Consider the following 15,475-nt stretch of genomic DNA (forward strand, 5'->3'; position numbering starts at 1 on the left):
GTCAAACCGCATCCCTTGGCAACATCAACCCCAACGGCAGCCTGACTCGCGCTTCCAGCCCGCCTCCCGAACGATTACGCAGTTCGACATTGCCGCCGTGCATCGCGGCGATGCGCTTGACGATCGCCAGCCCCAGGCCGGTGCCTTTGCCGCTGCGGGCGCGGTCGCCGCGGGTGAAGGGGTTGAAGATGCCTTCCAGTTCCGACGGATCGATGCCCAGGCCGCGGTCCATGACGCTGAGCACCACGTAAGGAGCGCCGCTGTCGCCGGACACGTAGGCCGCCACCTCAACACCATCCCCTGCGTGATGCATGGCATTGCCGATGAGGTTGGCGAGCAGGCGCTTCATCGAAACACGGCGCAACGCAAAGGGCGGAATGGACTCAAGGCACAGGCGCACCTGCTCCACCGGCGTGTTGTAAGGCGCGACCACTTCGTTGACCAGCTCCACCAGATCGACTTCCTCGACCTCTTCGTCGCGCCCGTCGCGGATGAACGCCAGAAACTGATCCAGGATCGCATCCATGTCTTCGATGTCGCGAACCATGCCATCCATGAATTCGTTGTCCTTGGGCATCAGCTCCAGTGACAGCCGCAGCCGCGTGAGCGGTGTGCGCAAGTCGTGGGATACCCCGGCTAGCATCAGCTCCCTCTCCTGCCCTGCCTGCTCGACGTCTTCGGCCATCTGGTTGAAGGCGCGGTAGACCTCGGTCATTTCGCTGGGGGTATCGCTGACCGGCAGGCGCACGCTGCGCCCCTGCCCTAACTGGCGGGCGGCGAACACCAGGCGCTTGAGCGGCTGGTTGAGCTGGCTGACAAAAATCCACGCGGAGGCCGTGGACAGCAGGCCGATTGCCAGGAACCAGCCCAGCACGCTCCAGATTTTCTGGCCACGCAGAGGGTGCGGATACAGCGGCACCTTCAGCCAGCCATCGCCCAGGCTCGGCGCACGCACCCACAACGCCGGAGGCGCATGCACCCGCAGTCGCACCTCGGTGTCTGCGCCAAGCTCCGCCTGCATCTGCCGCTGGTAGATCTCGGAGTACGGCCAGTGCTGCTCGCCTTCCGGAACGCCACCGCCAACCACGCGAATCAGGCCCGCCGCGTCGGCGATGGTCTGCCGGTCGCTTTCATCCGCCGCCCAGTAGGCCCGCAAGGTCAAGGCAACGCCATGGCTGTACTGGCGGTCCACAAGCACGTCCTCGTTCATCAGCAGATAGACCAGCGTCAGTGCCTTGGAGAACAGAACCACGATAAGCACCAGCCACAGGGTGCGAGAGAAAAAACTTTGCGGGAACCAGAGCGGCGTCTTCATGGCAGCAGCTACACACTTTGCAGGAGCGAGCCAGGCTCGCGAATTTTCGCGGATGACAAGAGACAGCAAAACCAGGCACTCCGGCGATTCCGTCTGGAAACGTCAGGGTGACTGGTTGGCGTTTGCGGGTGCGCAACGCACCCGACGGGCAATCTGTCGACTCGACCTTTGTTACTTGTTGGCGCCGTCCGGCACAAATACATAGCCCACACCCCAGACCGTCTGGATGTAGCGCGGCTTGGCAGCGTCCACTTCGATCAGGCGCCGCAGGCGGGAAATCTGGACGTCGATGGACCGCTCCAGCGCATCCCATTCACGACCACGGGCCAGGTTCATGAGCTTGTCCCGGGTCAATGGCTCGCGGGCATGCATGACCAGCGCCTTGAGCACCGCGAACTCACCGGTGGTGAGCATGTGCACTTCATCGCCGCGCTTGAGCTCACGGGTTGCCAGGGACAGCTCGTAGTCGCCGAAGGTAACGGTTTCGTCCTCGCTGGCCGGTGCTCCGGGAACAGGCGCGGACTGGCGACGCAACACCGCCTTGACGCGGGCCATCAGCTCGTCAGGGTTGAAAGGCTTGGCCAGGTAATCGTCAGCGCCGAGCTCAAGGCCCTTGATGCGGCTCAGCTCGTCGCCCTTGGCGGTGAGCATGATGATGGGAATCTGGTTGTTGGAGGCGCGCAGACGACGGCATGCCGACAGGCCATCCTCGCCCGGCAGCATCAGGTCCAGGACCACGAGGTGAAACACTTCGCGAGCCAGCAGTCGGTCCATTTGCTCCACGTTGGCCACCGCACGGGCGCGATAGCCCTTGCTGGTGAAAAAGCGTTCTAACAGGCTGCTCAGGCCCGGGTCATCATCGACGATGAGGATTTTCTCGCCTTCAGCCGTTTGTGCAGTGCTGCTCATTGGATGCTCCTTTGATCTCGGCGCGCATTATGGCGTAGCTGCTGCTACGCGCACCGTGTGCATTGTTAGCAGATTTTTCCTGGGCTGCCACTGATGCTCTGCCTCGCGGCTGCGGGGCTATCGCGGGCGGGGCTTCTACAAGGGTTTTACCGCAGCTGACGGGCCGGTCCCCATATCCGGGTTCACTGGGTATAATGCGCCGCCCTCAAGGTCAGGCAACACCCGCTCACGGCGGTTCGCCAGCAGCTGGATTTTTTGCACATACATTTGCCAGGTGGTTTTATGGACAGTATCAACAGCCGCATCGCCGAGGAACTCGGTGTCCGCCCGCAACAGGTCGAAGCGGCCGTCGCGCTACTGGATGAAGGCTCTACCGTGCCCTTCATCGCTCGCTACCGTAAAGAAGTGACTGGCAGCCTCGATGACACGCAACTGCGTCATCTGGAAGAGCGCCTGCGCTATCTGCGTGAACTCGAAGACCGCCGCGTGGCGATCCTTGCCAGCATCGAAGAGCAAGGCAAGCTGACCCCTGAATTGGCCCGCGACATCAAGCTGGCCGACACCAAGACCCGCCTCGAAGACCTGTACCTGCCGTACAAGCAGAAGCGCCGCACCAAGGGCCAGATCGCCCTGGAAGCGGGCCTCGGCGAACTGGCGGACGGCCTGTTCAACGACCCGACGCTGACACCTGAAACCGAAGCTGCGCGCTTCGTCGATGCCGAAAAAGGCTTCGCCGACACCAAGGCCGTGCTCGAAGGCGCCAAGTACATCCTCATGGAGCGCTTCGCCGAAGACGCCACGCTGCTGGAAAAACTGCGCGGTTTCCTCAAGCAGGAAGCGGTCATCAGTGCCCGAGTGGTGGCTGGCAAGGAAGAAGAAGGCGCGAAATTCCGCGACTATTTCGAACACGACGAGCCGCTCAAGAGCATGCCGTCGCACCGCGCCCTGGCGATTTTCCGTGGCCGCAACGAAGGCATCCTCAGCTCGGCGCTGAAGGTCGGCGAGGAACTGCCAGGCACCCTGCATCCTTGCGAGCTGATGATCGGCGAGCGTTTCGGCCTGTCGAACCAGAACCGCCCTGCCGACAAATGGCTGGGCGAAGTGGTGCGCTGGACGTGGAAGGTCAAGCTCTATTCGCACCTTGAAACCGACCTGCTGGGCGAGCTGCGCGACGGCGCCGAGACCGAAGCCATCAACGTGTTCGCCCACAACCTGCACGACCTGCTGCTGGCCGCCCCCGCAGGCCCGCGCGCGACCCTGGGCCTGGACCCTGGCCTGCGCACCGGCTGCAAGGTGGCCGTGGTCGATGCCACCGGCAAGCTGCTGGATCACGCCACCGTTTACCCGCATGTGCCGAAAAACCAGTGGGACCAGACCATCGCTGTGCTGGCCGCCCTGTGCGCCAAGCACTCGGTTGACCTGATCGCCATCGGCAACGGCACCGCCAGCCGCGAAACCGACAAGCTGGCCGCCGAACTGATCAAGAAATACCCAGGCCTGAAGATGACCAAGATCATGGTCTCCGAGGCAGGCGCTTCGGTGTATTCGGCCTCGGAACTGGCGGCCAAGGAATTCCCGGACCTGGACGTGTCGATCCGTGGCGCGGTATCCATCGCCCGTCGCCTGCAGGATCCGCTGGCAGAGCTGGTGAAGATCGATCCGAAATCCATCGGCGTCGGCCAGTACCAGCACGACGTTTCCCAGCTCAAGCTGGCGCGGGGCCTGGACGCGGTTGTCGAGGACTGCGTGAACGCCGTGGGCGTGGACGTGAACACCGCGTCGGTCGCCCTGCTGGCGCGCATTTCCGGCCTCAACACCACGCTTGCGCAGAACATCGTCAACCACCGTGACGAGAACGGCGCCTTCAAGACTCGCGCTTCGCTGAAAAAAGTCCCGCGCCTGGGCGAGAAGACCTTCGAACAGGCCGCAGGCTTCCTGCGCGTCATGAACGGTGACAATCCGCTGGATTCGTCCGCGGTGCACCCTGAGGCCTATCCGCTGGTGCAACGCATCGCCGCTGAAACCGACCGCGACATCCGCTCGCTGATCGGCGACGCCAGCTTCCTCAAGCGTCTGGATCCGAAGAAATTCACCGACGAGACTTTCGGCCTGCCGACCGTCACCGACATCCTTCAGGAACTGGAAAAGCCGGGCCGCGACCCGCGCCCGGAGTTCAAGACCGCCGAGTTCCAGGAAGGCGTCGAAGACCTCAAGGACCTGCAACTGGGCATGATCCTCGAAGGCGTGGTGACCAACGTGACCAACTTCGGTGCGTTCGTCGACATCGGCGTGCATCAGGACGGTTTGGTGCATATCTCTGCGCTTTCGGAGAAGTTCATCAAGGATCCTCGCGAAGCGGTGAAAGCCGGTGACGTGGTCAAGGTCAAGGTCATGGAAGTCGACATTCCGCGCAAACGCGTGGGCCTGTCGATGCGCATGAGCGACACCCCGGGCGAGAAGATCGACGGCGCCCGTGGCCCGCGTCCAGGCTCATCGCCGCGTCAGCAGCAGAGCAGTGCACCGCGCAAGGAAACCGCGACCGCAGCCCCGGCCAACAACGCCATGGCTTCACTCTTCGCCAACGCCAAACAACTGAAGAAGCGCTGATGGATATTCCGCAAGGTCTGACCGAAAGCGCCTACTTCAAGACGCTGGGCTGCAAGCTGGTGCGCCTGGGCGACGGTGTCGCCGAGGTGACCCTGGCGCTGGAGCCACACCTGCGCAACCGTGGCAACGTGATGCACGGCGGCGCGCTGTTCAGCCTGGTCGATATCGCCATGGGGCTGGCCTGTTCCAGCTCCCATGGTTTCGACAAGCAAAGCGTTACCGTTGAATGCAAGATCAACTACATGCGCGGCGTGCCGGACGGTGAAGTCACCTGTATCGGCACCGTCCTGCACGCAGGAAGACGCACGCTGGTCGTCGAAGCCGAGGTGCGCCAGGCCGACAAACTGGTCGCTAAAGCGCAAGGCACGTTCGCGATCGTCTAGCTGTCCGATAGGAATATGGGTTAATTTCGGCGCAGAATCTGTGCACTGGTTCCGAGATGGACAGCAGTGCCGAAATTATTCTGGCAGTTCCTGCAGGCAGACCTGCAGGAACCGACAGCGACGGACTCAGGCGTTCGGACCAAAAACGAGGCGAAAACGCCAGTTCCTTTCTTCACCCTTGTAGACCGCCATATCGCCCCCATATAGGGCCGACTGACGCGTGAAGGAATTCCAACTTGAGCGAACTTCTCAACCGCCGCCTGGCTCTGCTTGGCGAGCAGCCCAACCTCTCCCTCCTGGAGAAGTGCTTGCATGGTATCGAGCGTGAATGCCTGCGCGTGACGGGCGAAGGTCGCCTGGCCCAGACGCCGCATCCCGAAGCACTGGGCTCTGCGCTGACCAACGAACAGATCACCACCGATTACTCCGAATCGCTGCTGGAGTTCATTACCCCGGCGCTGAGCAACCCTGCAGATACCCTCGAAAGCCTGGAGAAAATCCACCGCTTCGCCTACAGCAAGCTGGGCAACGAGTACATCTGGAGCCCTTCGATGCCGTGCCCGCTGCCGGCCGAGGAAGACATCCCGATCGCGTATTACGGCACCTCCAACATCGGCAAGCTCAAGTACGTGTACCGCCAGGGCCTGGCGCTGCGCTACGGCAAGACGATGCAATGCATTGCCGGGATCCACTATAACTTCTCGCTGCCGGAGGCCATCTGGCCGCTGCTGCGCCAGACCGAAGGCTTCCAGGGCAGCGATCGCGACTTCCAGTCCGAGAGCTACATTGGCCTGATTCGCAATTTCCGTCGCTACAGCTGGCTGCTGATGTACCTGTTCGGTGCATCGCCGGCGCTGGACGCCAGCTTCCTGCGTGGCCGTTCGCACCAGCTCGAACAGTACGACGCAGACACCTTGTACCTGCCGTACGCCACCAGCCTGCGCATGAGCGACCTGGGTTACCAGAGCAACGCCCAGGCTGACCTGACGCCTTGCTATAACGACCTGCTGACCTACACCGACAGCCTGCGCAAAGCGGTGGCAACGCCCTACGCGCCGTATGTCGAAATCGGTACGCACAAGGATGGCGAGTGGATTCAGCTCAACACCAACGTTTTGCAGATCGAGAACGAGTACTACTCGACCATCCGCCCCAAACGCGTCACCTACTCGGGCGAACGTCCGATTCAGGCGCTGATGGCCCGTGGCGTGCAGTACGTCGAAGTACGCTGCCTGGACATCAACCCGTTCCTGCCAGTGGGCATCGACCTGCAACAGTCGCGCTTCATCGACGCCTTCGTGCTGTTCTGCGCTCTGCAGGAAAGCCCACAACTGGCCGATTGCGAGTGCGGTAATGCCAGCAGTAACTTCCTGACAGTGGTCAAGGAAGGTCGCCGTCCGGGGCTGCAACTGAGCCGCAATACCTCGACCATCGACCTGAAGGTCTGGGCCGACGAGTTGCTGGACAAGATCGAGCCGATCATTGCGCTGCTGGACAAGAGCCAGGGCATCGACGAGCACGCCAAATCCCTGGCCGCCCAGCGCGCCAAGGTCGCCGATGCGTCGCTGACGCCGTCGGCACAGGTGCTGGCCGCGATGAGCGAGCACAAGGAAGGCTTTACCGCCTTCTCCCTGCGCCAGGCGCAGGTGCACGCCGAGCACTTCCGTAGCCAGCCGTTGAGTGTCGAGGATCAGACGGACTTCGAAACCAGGGCTCGCGAGTCGCTGGCGCAGCAGTCCGAGATGGAACAGACCGAAGAGCCGGTGGACTTCGACACCTTCGTCGGGGCTTATCAGGCGAGCATTCTGGCGATCAGTAATTGATACAGTGATCACTGGAATTGTAGGAGCGCGCTTGCCCGCGATAGCAGAGTGTCAGGCACCGACGATGTGCCCGGCAAAATCGCAGTCGCGGGCAAGCGCGCTCCTACAAGGGCCATATTCCAGACCAGGTGATTGACCCGGTCTGGGATCACCTCTGCGTCAGATCGCCTTCTCGAAAATCTTCGAATTACGCTGATAGTTGTACAGCGACGCCCGCGCGCTCGGCAGGCGGTCCACGCTGCTTGGCTCGAAGCCCCGCTCGCGGAACCAGTGCGCGGTGCGGGTGGTGAGCACGAACAGGGTCTTGAGGCCCTGGGCCCGCGCCCGCTCCTCGATGCGTTCGAGCAACTCATCGCCGCGTCCGCCGTGGCGGTATTCAGGGTTCACCGCCAGACACGCCAGCTCCCCCGCCTCGGAATCGGCAATCGGATACAGCGCCGCACAGGCGATAATCAGCCCTTCGCGTTCGACCACACTGAACTGCTCGATCTCGCGCTCCAGCACCTCGCGGGAGCGGCGCACCAGAATGCCCTGCTCTTCCAGCGGGGTGATAAGGTCGATCAGGCCGCCCACATCGCCAATCGACGCCTCGCGCACCAGTTCGAACTGCTCCTGGGCGACCAGCGTACCGCCACCGGCGCGGGTGAACAGCTCGGACAGCAGCGCGCCGTCCTCGACGTAACTGACGATGTGGCTGCGGGCCACGCCGCCACGGCAGGCCTGGGCCGCCGCATCCAGCAGCTCGGCCTGATAGTTGTTGCCCAGACGCTGAAGGTGCGCCGGCACTTGCTGCGGACGCAATTCACGCACCAGCCGGCCCTGCTCGTCCATCAGGCCGGATTCAGCGCCGAACAGGAGCAGCTTCTCCGCCCCCAGATCCACCGCCGCGCGGGTCGCGACGTCTTCGCAGGCCAGGTTGAAAATCTCGCCCGTTGGCGAATAGCCCAAGGGCGACAGCAGCACGATGGAACGCTCATCGAGCAGGCGATTGATACCCTTGCGGTCGATGCGGCGCACCTCGCCGGTGTGCTGATAGTCGACGCCTTCGAGCACGCCAATCGGGCGCGCCGTGACGAAATTGCCACCGGTCACCCGCAGGCGCGAGCCCTGCATGGGCGAAGCAGCCATATCCATCGACAGCCGGGCCTCGATGGCGATACGCAGCGCGCCGACCGCATCGATCACGCATTCCAGCGTGGCCGAGTCGGTCACCCGCAGGTCGCGGTGGAAATGCGGGGTGATGCCCCGCGCTTCCAGGCGGCTTTCGATTTGCGGGCGCGAACCGTGGACCAGCACCAGACGCACGCCCAGGCTGTGCAGCAGCACCAGGTCATGGACGATGTTGCCGAAGTTGGGGTGCGCGACGCCGTCGCCCGGCAGCAGGACGATAAAGGTGCAGTCGCGGTGAGCATTGATATAGGGAGACGCGTGGCGTAGCCAATTGACGTAATCGGGCATCTTCAAAAGGGCCTGTAGAAAAATGGACGAAGGGTGAAAACACTCACAGCGGCATGAGCTTTATCGTCGGAACAGGCATCGCAACACGCGTAGTCTCCTTCTGGTTCTGGGTTCTGGCTGGCTCAGGTGACAGCACTCAATGGACAGCATTCAAGGGCCGCATTCAAGGTGTAGCCAGGCAGTAATGCTGGATCAATTCACGCAGTAGACGCACTGTAGGCTGCAAACGTGACATTTCGAGATATTCGCCGGGCTGGTGCGCGCAGGCGATGTCTCCCGGGCCCAACACGATGGTTTCACAGCCCAGGCGCTGAAGATAAGGCGCTTCAGTGCCAAATGCCACCGCTTCTGCGGTATGCCCTGTCAGACGCTCGGCCACCCGCACCAGTTCCGCATCGGCGCTTTGCTCGAACGGCGAGACTTCGGCGAACAACGGCGCGTAGTCGATCTGCACCTGATGCTGTTCGGCCAGGGGCTGCAGCTTCTGGCGAATGGCGGCGCGCAGCATTTCCGGGTCCATGCCCGGCAGCGGGCGCAGGTCGAACTCCAGTGAACACTGGCCGCAAATGCGGTTGGGGTTGTCGCCACCGTGGATGCAGCCGAAGTTCATGGTCGGTTGCGGAACGCTGAACTGCGGATTGCTGAACTGTGTCTGCCACTGCTGGCGCAGGCCCTTGAGGGCGCCGATGGCGTCATACATCGCTTCGAGGGCGCTGTGGCCAAGGCTCGGATCCGACGAATGGCCACTGCGGCCCAGAATCTCGATGCGCTCCATCATCACGCCCTTGTGCAGGCGAATCGGCTTTAGGCCCGTGGGCTCGCCGATCACCGCAGCGCGGCCCAGCACGCCACCGGCCGCTGCGAGGGCCTTGGCGCCGGACATCGAGCTTTCCTCGTCGCAAGTCGCCAGGATGATGAGCGGCTGCTTGAACGGCTTGTCCAGCAAGGGTTGCAGGGCCTCGATCGCCAGCGCGAAAAAGCCTTTCATGTCACAGCTACCCAGTCCTACCCAGTTGCCGTCGACTTCTGTCAGCTTCAGCGGATCGGTCTTCCACAGCGCGTCGTCATAGGGCACGGTGTCACTGTGGCCCGACAGCACCAGGCCGCCGGGGCCGCTGCCGTAGGTGGCCAGCAGGTTGAATTTGCCGGGGCTGACCTGCTGGATGTCGCAGGCAAAACCCAGATCGCCCAGCCAGCTGGCCAGCAGGTCGATGACGGCGCGGTTGGACTGGTCCAGCGCAGGTTGCGTGCAGCTCACCGAAGGCGCGGCGATCAGGGCCGCGAACTGCTCTTTCATGGACGGCAATGGCATAGGCGACTCCTGGGTGCAGGTTGTCGAACATCATAGGGTGTTCGAGCAGCTGGAATAAACGGTCACGGGTGATGTCCTGTACACTGCACGACCCACGCAGCTGTGTCGATTCCGGCTGCGTCTCCTGTTATCAGTCATACAGCTCCTGGATTCTCCGGCCATGCAGAAAGAAACCGAAATCAAACTCCGCGTCAGCCGCGAAACCCTCACCGCCTTGCGCGAGCACCCGCTGCTGAAGAAACGCAACAAGAGCGGCTGGGAGCGTCTGGAGCTGTTCAACCAGTACTTCGACACCCCAGAGCGCGAACTGGCTCACGCCAAGGTCGCCCTGCGCCTGCGCCGTGACGGCGACGCGATCATCCAGACCCTCAAGACCCGCGGCCAGAGCGTTGCCGGCCTGTCCGAGCGCAACGAGTACAACTGGGACCTGCCCAAGGCCAAGCTGGACTTGAAGAAGCTCGACGGCGAATGCTGGCCCGAGCAACTGGCCGACCTGGACAAGAAGACCATCAAGCCGCTGTTCACCACCGATTTCGTCCGCGAAAAGGCCGAGATTGCCTGGGGCCGTGGCAAGTCCAAGGTGGTGATCGAGGCGGCGCTGGACCTGGGCAACGTGATCGTCGGCAAGCAGAAGGAAGAAATCTGCGAGCTGGAGCTGGAACTGCGCGAAGGCGAACCGGCCGCCCTGCTGGAACTGGCCGCCGAGCTTGCCGAGAAGCTGCCACTGATGCCATGCGACATCAGCAAGGCCGAGCGCGGTTATCGCCTGTTCGACGCCAGCAGCTACTCGATCAAGCTGCCGGTTCCCGAGCTGCACGCCGAAACCTCCATGGACGATGCCTACAGCGCGCTGGCCTGGTTCCTGCTGGGCAGCAGCCAGCGTCTGGCCGAGCAATACCGCTTCAACGGTCACTGGAGCCTGCTGCAAGACTGGGTGCAGATGCTCGCCGAGCTGCGTGCCCTCACCGGCAGCCTGGGCCAGGCCGCCCCACGCGCCTCGACCCACGACCTGCGCGCGGCGCTGGACGCCCTGCTCGAAGACTGGCGCACGCTGGTGCAGGCCGGCCAGGACGATCCTGATGTCCGTGCTGCTGCCCATGAGCAGTTCATCGAAGAGCTGGAAGACCCCCGCTGGGGCCTGTTCTCGCTGACCACCTCGCGTTGGCTGATGGAGCGCAGCTGGACCGTGGAGCGCACCAACCGTGGCAACCGCCAGGGCAACGCGATGCTCAGCAGCTGGCTGCCGCGTTTCCTGGGCGATGAAGCCACCGCGCTGAACCTTGCGCGCTATCAGCAGCAGCCTGAAGACCTGGCCGAGCAGTTGCCACGTATCGAGCGCATCCAGGTCTGGCTGCACCGCGCCCGCCAGACCCTGGAACTGCCGGAGCTGGACCGTCTGTACGGCGAGCTGAACAAGCTTGAAGAGTTGGCGCAGCTGGACATCACCGACGAAGTCCTCGATGCCCGCGAACAGCAGACCATTACCGTGCTGCAAAGCAAGGCGTGGAAGACGCTGCTGAAGATCTAAGCAACGCCCAACCCTGTAGGAGCGCGCTTGCCCGCGACGGCGTCAGATCTGAATCTGATTGTCGTCAGACATACCGCCATCGCGGGCAAGCGCGCTCCTACAGGATTACCGGGACACGGGCAAACTCGTGGTCGATTTGATCTCCGACAGCGCCACCGTCGAGTTCACCTCCTGAATCCCCGGCACCAGCGACAGCTTCTCGAAGAAAAACCGCTCGTACGCTTCGATGTCCGGCGTGACGATGCGCAGCAGAAAGTCCACCGACCCCATCAGCACGTAACACTCCAGCACTTCCGGAAAGCCGCGAATCGCCTCGGTGAATTCGGTGAAATTCGAACGTCCGTGGGCGTTGAGCTTCACTTCGGCGAAGATCTGCGTATTCAGGCCGATCTTCTTGCGATCCAGCAGCGTCACCTGGCGCCGGATAACCCCCTCATCCTTCAACCGCTGAATCCTGCGCCAGCACGGCGACTGGGACAGGCCCACCTGCTCGGCGATCTGCGCGCTGGACAGCGAAGCGTCCTCCTGCAGCAGCGCCAGGATCTTGCGGTCATAGGCATCCAGTTCAATTTGCATAGGATATTCTCGGATTCAACAATCGACGCATAATCTAGTCGAAATGGCCGTTGATCAACCGATCATAGACCAGAAATTCCCGTTTCAGCATGCAAGACTTTCTCTCACTCAAACAGCTCGCTGCCGTCAGCCCATCGGACAGCGAAAACAGGAGAGTTCAGCATGTCCCACCTGCAAGCCGTCAACGCCGCGCCGCTTCGTCACGATGCCTGGTCCGTCAGCAATGCCCACTGCCGTTCGCGTTACCAGATCCTTGCCGAGGCCGAGCCAGACCTGATCTGCCGGGTGCTGAACCTGTTCGCCATGCAATACCTGATTCCGCAACAAGTCAGCGTGTTGCAGCAGGAAGGCATGCTGATGATCCAGGCGGAAGTCGACGGGCTGACGTGGCACCGAGCCCAGGTGATTGGCGAAAAAATGCGCAATCTGATCAATGTTTGTTCAGTGGAACTGGAACCGATGGAGGATTTTCACGTCCTATCCGAGCCCGTCTCACTGGCGGTCGGTTGAGTACGCTGAAAATATTGGCAACGCTTCACTACCTGCAGGACGCAACAACTGGCACGCTTGGGACTACTCTTGCTTACCAACGAAGTAAGCCGTCTCGTCCAAAGGAGCCCGCATGTCCGTCCTTGCCTCATCTTCCCAGGACCGCTGGCTGGATCTGAATGAAGTCCTGCGCGATCTCGTCGCGCAGGGGTACCTCGACCAGGACAACGCCGAATACGCGCTGACCCTGCGCCGCACTGCGCAGAACCTGCAAACCCACCCGCTGGAATTCATCGCCGCGCAGCAGTTCGACAACCTGCGTCGCCCCGGCAAGAAGCTCGACCTTGAAACCCTCACGGCCTGGCTGGCCGAGCAATCGGGCCAGCCCTATATGCGCATCGACCCGCTGAAGATCAATGTCGCGGCCGTCACGCCGCTGATGTCCTACGCCTTCGCCCAGCGTCACAAGATTCTCGCAGTGGCCGTTGATCGCGAAGCCGTGACCATCGCCAGCGCCCAGCCCTACGTGAAGGCCTGGGAAGCGGACCTGATGCACGTGCTGAAAATGCCGATCAAGCGCGTGGTAGCCAACCCGGCCGACGTGCAGAAGCTGGCGGTCGAGTTCTACCGGTTGGCCAAGTCGGTCAGCGGTGCCAGCGCCACCGACCAGAAAGTCAGCTCGCTGGGCAACTTCGAGCAGTTGCTCAAGCTCGGCGCCAGCGATCAGGAGCCCGACGCCAACGACGCGCACATCGTCAACATCGTCGACTGGCTCTTCCAGTACGCCTACCAGCAGCGCGCCAGTGACATCCACATCGAGCCACGCCGGGAGGCCGGCACGGTGCGCTTTCGCATCGACGGCGTGCTGCACAACGTCTATCAGTTCCCTCCGCAGGTGACGATGGCGGTGACCAGCCGCCTGAAAAGCCTGGGCCGGATGAACGTAGCCGAGAAGCGCAAGCCGCAGGACGGCCGGGTCAAGACCAAGACGCCCGACGGCGGCGAAGTGGAGCTGCGACTTTCGACCTTGCCTACGGCATTCGGCGAGAAGATGGTGATGCGGATCTTCGACCCCGAAGTGCTGCTCAAGGATTTCGACCAGTTGGGCTTCTCCGGTGACGATCTGCGGCGCTGGGAGGGCATGACCTATCAGCCCAACGGCATCATCCTGGTGACCGGCCCGACCGGTTCCGGCAAGACCACCACGCTCTACACCACACTCAAGAAGCTGGCGACGTCGGAGGTCAACCTCTGCACCATCGAAGACCCTATCGAGATGGTGGAGCCGGCCTTCAACCAGATGCAGGTCCAGCACAATATCGACCTGACCTTCGCCAGTGGCGTGCGCGCGCTGATGCGGCAGGACCCGGACATCATCATGATCGGCGAGATTCGCGACCTGGAAACAGCCGAAATGGCGATTCAGGCCGCGCTCACCGGGCACCTGGTGCTGTCGACCCTGCACACCAACGACGCGCCGAGCGCAATCAGCCGCCTGCTGGAACTGGGCGTGCCGCATTACCTGCTCAAGGCGACGATTCTTGGCGTGATGGCCCAGCGTCTGGTGCGTACCTTGTGCCCCCATTGCAAGGCGCCCATCGAGCTTGATGAAGTGGATTGGCAGACCCTGACGCGGCCCTGGCAGGCGCCGGTACCGAGCGGCGCCCATCGCGCGGTTGGCTGCGCGGAGTGCCGTGACACGGGGTATCGCGGGCGTGCGGGGGTCTACGAAATCATGTTGATGTCCGATGCGGTCAAATCCCTGATCACCGCCGACCTGGACCTCACGGCCCTGCGCCGGCAGGCCTTCAAGGACGGCATGCGCAGCCTGCGCCTGTCGGGTGCGCAAAAGGTTTCGTCCGGCATGACCACCGTCGAAGAAGTGCTGCGCGTCACGCCTCAGAGCGAACAGCGCTGAGCGTCACCCTCAAGACCGCTCCCGCCGGCAAGCCGTGCTGCTACGGATCGGGGTGCGCAGTTCCGTAGCAGCACGGCTTGCCGGCGGGGGCGATCTTGAGGGCGCTGCTGCAACACCCCGGCACGTTCCCCCAATGTTTATCGCCACTACACAGGGTAGAATCGGTACAGAACTCCAACCATTGTTCAACAGGGATAGGTTATGCAAATCGGTAGTGTGGTTTTACTCTTCGTCGCCTTGGCCATCGCCATCGTGTTCATGGGTTTCAAGGTGGTGCCGCAGGGCTATCAATGGACGGTCGAACGCTTTGGCCGCTACACCAACACCCTGAAGCCGGGCCTTAACATCATCGTGCCGGTGATGGACCGCGTCGGACACAAGGTCAACATGATGGAGACCGTGCTCGACATCCCCCCACAGGAAGTCATCACCTCCGATAACGCCACGGTGCAGATCGACGCCGTCTGTTTCTATCAGGTGGTCAACTGCGCCCAGGCTGCGTACGAAGTGAACAATCTGCAGCACGCGATCCGCAACCTGCTGCAAACCAACATCCGTACCGTACTCGGCTCCATGGAACTGGACGCCATGCTCAGCCAGCGAGACTCGATCAACGAGCGCCTGTTGCGCATCGTCGATGAAGCCACCGCGCCATGGGGCATCAAGATCACCCGCATCGAGATCAAGGACATCAGTCCGCCTGCCGACCTGATGGCAGCAATGAGCGGCCAGATGAAAGCCGAACGGATCAAGCGCGCACAGATTCTCGAAGCCGAAGGCCTGCGCGCCTCGGCGATTCTCACCGCCGAAGGCAAGAAACAGGCGCAGATCCTGGAGGCAGAAGGCGAACGCCAGGCCGCTTTCCTGGAGTCCGAAGCCCGCGAGCGCCAGGCCGAAGCCGAGGCCCGTGCGACTCAGGTGGTATCCGAAGCCATTGCCGCCGGTGACGTGCAGGCGATCAACTACTTCGTTGCACAAAAATACATCGACGCGCTGGGCAGGCTCGCGGCAGCCAACAACAGCAAAGTCATCCTCATGCCACTGGAAGCCAGCCAGATGATCGGCGCGGTCGGCGGTATCGGTGAAATCGTCAAGGCCACCTTCGACAAAGGCGCTGCCGACAAGAGCAGGCCTGAAGCCGGCAAGCGAGTCTGAGC

Annotated in this window: 12 protein-coding genes; 7 read left to right on the forward strand and 5 right to left on the reverse strand. The window is 62.4% G+C overall.

Going from position 1 to position 15,475, the window contains the following annotated elements:
* Position 1: 1 nt before the first annotated feature.
* Positions 2-1,315, reverse strand: coding sequence for an ATP-binding protein (locus ACIPOO_RS09010; protein ID WP_274133266.1), 1,314 nt, complete (start codon positions 1,313-1,315; stop codon positions 2-4).
* Between the two features lie 171 nt (positions 1,316-1,486).
* The gene (gene ompR / locus ACIPOO_RS09015; RefSeq protein ID WP_274133268.1) at positions 1,487-2,224 is read right to left on the reverse strand and encodes a two-component system response regulator OmpR; all 738 of its coding nucleotides are present in this window, start codon (positions 2,222-2,224) and stop codon (positions 1,487-1,489) included.
* Between the two features lie 282 nt (positions 2,225-2,506).
* Here ompR and ACIPOO_RS09020 point away from each other — a divergent pair, with 282 nt between their 5' ends.
* The 3 genes from ACIPOO_RS09020 (at position 2,507) to gshA (ending at position 7,037) form a co-directional block, all read left to right on the forward strand.
* Entirely contained in the window at positions 2,507-4,831 is a 2,325-nt protein-coding gene (locus tag ACIPOO_RS09020) for a Tex family protein (RefSeq protein WP_274133270.1), read from the forward strand.
* Positions 4,831-5,214 carry a PaaI family thioesterase gene (locus tag ACIPOO_RS09025; RefSeq protein ID WP_274133272.1) on the forward strand — a complete coding sequence of 128 codons (384 nt, stop codon included), beginning with the start codon at positions 4,831-4,833 and terminating at the stop codon, positions 5,212-5,214. The genes ACIPOO_RS09020 and ACIPOO_RS09025 overlap by 1 nt, the downstream gene beginning before the upstream one ends.
* Positions 5,215-5,450: 236 nt before the next feature.
* Positions 5,451-7,037, forward strand: a complete 1,587-nt coding sequence (gene gshA, locus ACIPOO_RS09030) for a glutamate--cysteine ligase (protein WP_274133273.1) — start codon at positions 5,451-5,453, stop codon at positions 7,035-7,037.
* A gap of 159 nt (positions 7,038-7,196) precedes the next feature.
* Here gshA and argA read toward each other — a convergent pair whose 3' ends face one another.
* Entirely contained in the window at positions 7,197-8,495 is a 1,299-nt protein-coding gene (gene argA, locus ACIPOO_RS09035) for an amino-acid N-acetyltransferase (RefSeq protein WP_274136778.1), read from the reverse strand.
* A 163-nt stretch (positions 8,496-8,658) separates the two neighbouring features.
* Positions 8,659-9,807 carry an acetylornithine deacetylase gene (gene argE, locus ACIPOO_RS09040; protein ID WP_400605997.1) on the reverse strand — a complete coding sequence of 383 codons (1,149 nt, stop codon included), beginning with the start codon at positions 9,805-9,807 and terminating at the stop codon, positions 8,659-8,661.
* A gap of 160 nt (positions 9,808-9,967) precedes the next feature.
* Between argE and ACIPOO_RS09045 the strand changes: the two genes are divergently transcribed.
* Positions 9,968-11,335 carry an inorganic triphosphatase gene (locus ACIPOO_RS09045; RefSeq protein ID WP_274136776.1) on the forward strand — a complete coding sequence of 456 codons (1,368 nt, stop codon included), beginning with the start codon at positions 9,968-9,970 and terminating at the stop codon, positions 11,333-11,335.
* A 105-nt stretch (positions 11,336-11,440) separates the two neighbouring features.
* Here the strand turns inward: ACIPOO_RS09045 and ACIPOO_RS09050 are convergent, their stop codons facing one another.
* A complete protein-coding gene (locus ACIPOO_RS09050) occupies positions 11,441-11,911 on the reverse strand; it encodes an Lrp/AsnC family transcriptional regulator (RefSeq protein WP_274136775.1) in 471 nt (156 codons plus the stop codon).
* 162 nt (positions 11,912-12,073) lie between these two features.
* Between ACIPOO_RS09050 and ACIPOO_RS09055 the strand changes: the two genes are divergently transcribed.
* The 3 genes from ACIPOO_RS09055 to ACIPOO_RS09065 all read left to right on the forward strand — a co-directional run bounded on the left by ACIPOO_RS09055 (position 12,074) and on the right by ACIPOO_RS09065 (position 15,473).
* Positions 12,074-12,421, forward strand: coding sequence for a hypothetical protein (locus tag ACIPOO_RS09055; RefSeq protein ID WP_400606000.1), 348 nt, complete (start codon positions 12,074-12,076; stop codon positions 12,419-12,421).
* A 112-nt stretch (positions 12,422-12,533) separates the two neighbouring features.
* Positions 12,534-14,318 (forward strand): GspE/PulE family protein, encoded by a 1,785-nt coding sequence (locus ACIPOO_RS09060; RefSeq protein WP_274136773.1) that lies wholly within the window; start codon positions 12,534-12,536, stop codon positions 14,316-14,318.
* A 201-nt stretch (positions 14,319-14,519) separates the two neighbouring features.
* Positions 14,520-15,473 (forward strand): SPFH domain-containing protein, encoded by a 954-nt coding sequence (locus ACIPOO_RS09065; RefSeq protein ID WP_274136772.1) that lies wholly within the window; start codon positions 14,520-14,522, stop codon positions 15,471-15,473.
* Positions 15,474-15,475: the final 2 nt, after the last annotated feature.

It is taken from the genome of Pseudomonas sp. NPDC090201 (assembly GCF_044746825.1).
Taxonomy (GTDB): Bacteria; Pseudomonadota; Gammaproteobacteria; order Pseudomonadales; family Pseudomonadaceae; genus Aquipseudomonas; species Aquipseudomonas putida_AD.

What these genes read in the sequence shown, in the direction of transcription:
- ACIPOO_RS09010 (WP_274133266.1), bottom strand. Translation starts at nt 1,315, where the DNA reads ATGAAGACGCCGCTCTGGTTCCCGCAAAGTTTTTTCTCTCGCACCCTG.
- ompR (WP_274133268.1), bottom strand. Translation starts at nt 2,224, where the DNA reads ATGAGCAGCACTGCACAAACGGCTGAAGGCGAGAAAATCCTCATCGTC.
- ACIPOO_RS09020 (WP_274133270.1), top strand. Translation starts at nt 2,507, where the DNA reads ATGGACAGTATCAACAGCCGCATCGCCGAGGAACTCGGTGTCCGCCCG.
- ACIPOO_RS09025 (WP_274133272.1), top strand. Translation starts at nt 4,831, where the DNA reads ATGGATATTCCGCAAGGTCTGACCGAAAGCGCCTACTTCAAGACGCTG.
- argA (WP_274136778.1), bottom strand. Translation starts at nt 8,495, where the DNA reads ATGCCCGATTACGTCAATTGGCTACGCCACGCGTCTCCCTATATCAAT.
- argE (WP_400605997.1), bottom strand. Translation starts at nt 9,807, where the DNA reads ATGCCATTGCCGTCCATGAAAGAGCAGTTCGCGGCCCTGATCGCCGCG.
- ACIPOO_RS09045 (WP_274136776.1), top strand. Translation starts at nt 9,968, where the DNA reads ATGCAGAAAGAAACCGAAATCAAACTCCGCGTCAGCCGCGAAACCCTC.
- ACIPOO_RS09050 (WP_274136775.1), bottom strand. Translation starts at nt 11,911, where the DNA reads ATGCAAATTGAACTGGATGCCTATGACCGCAAGATCCTGGCGCTGCTG.
- ACIPOO_RS09055 (WP_400606000.1), top strand. Translation starts at nt 12,074, where the DNA reads ATGTCCCACCTGCAAGCCGTCAACGCCGCGCCGCTTCGTCACGATGCC.
- ACIPOO_RS09060 (WP_274136773.1), top strand. Translation starts at nt 12,534, where the DNA reads ATGTCCGTCCTTGCCTCATCTTCCCAGGACCGCTGGCTGGATCTGAAT.
- ACIPOO_RS09065 (WP_274136772.1), top strand. Translation starts at nt 14,520, where the DNA reads ATGCAAATCGGTAGTGTGGTTTTACTCTTCGTCGCCTTGGCCATCGCC.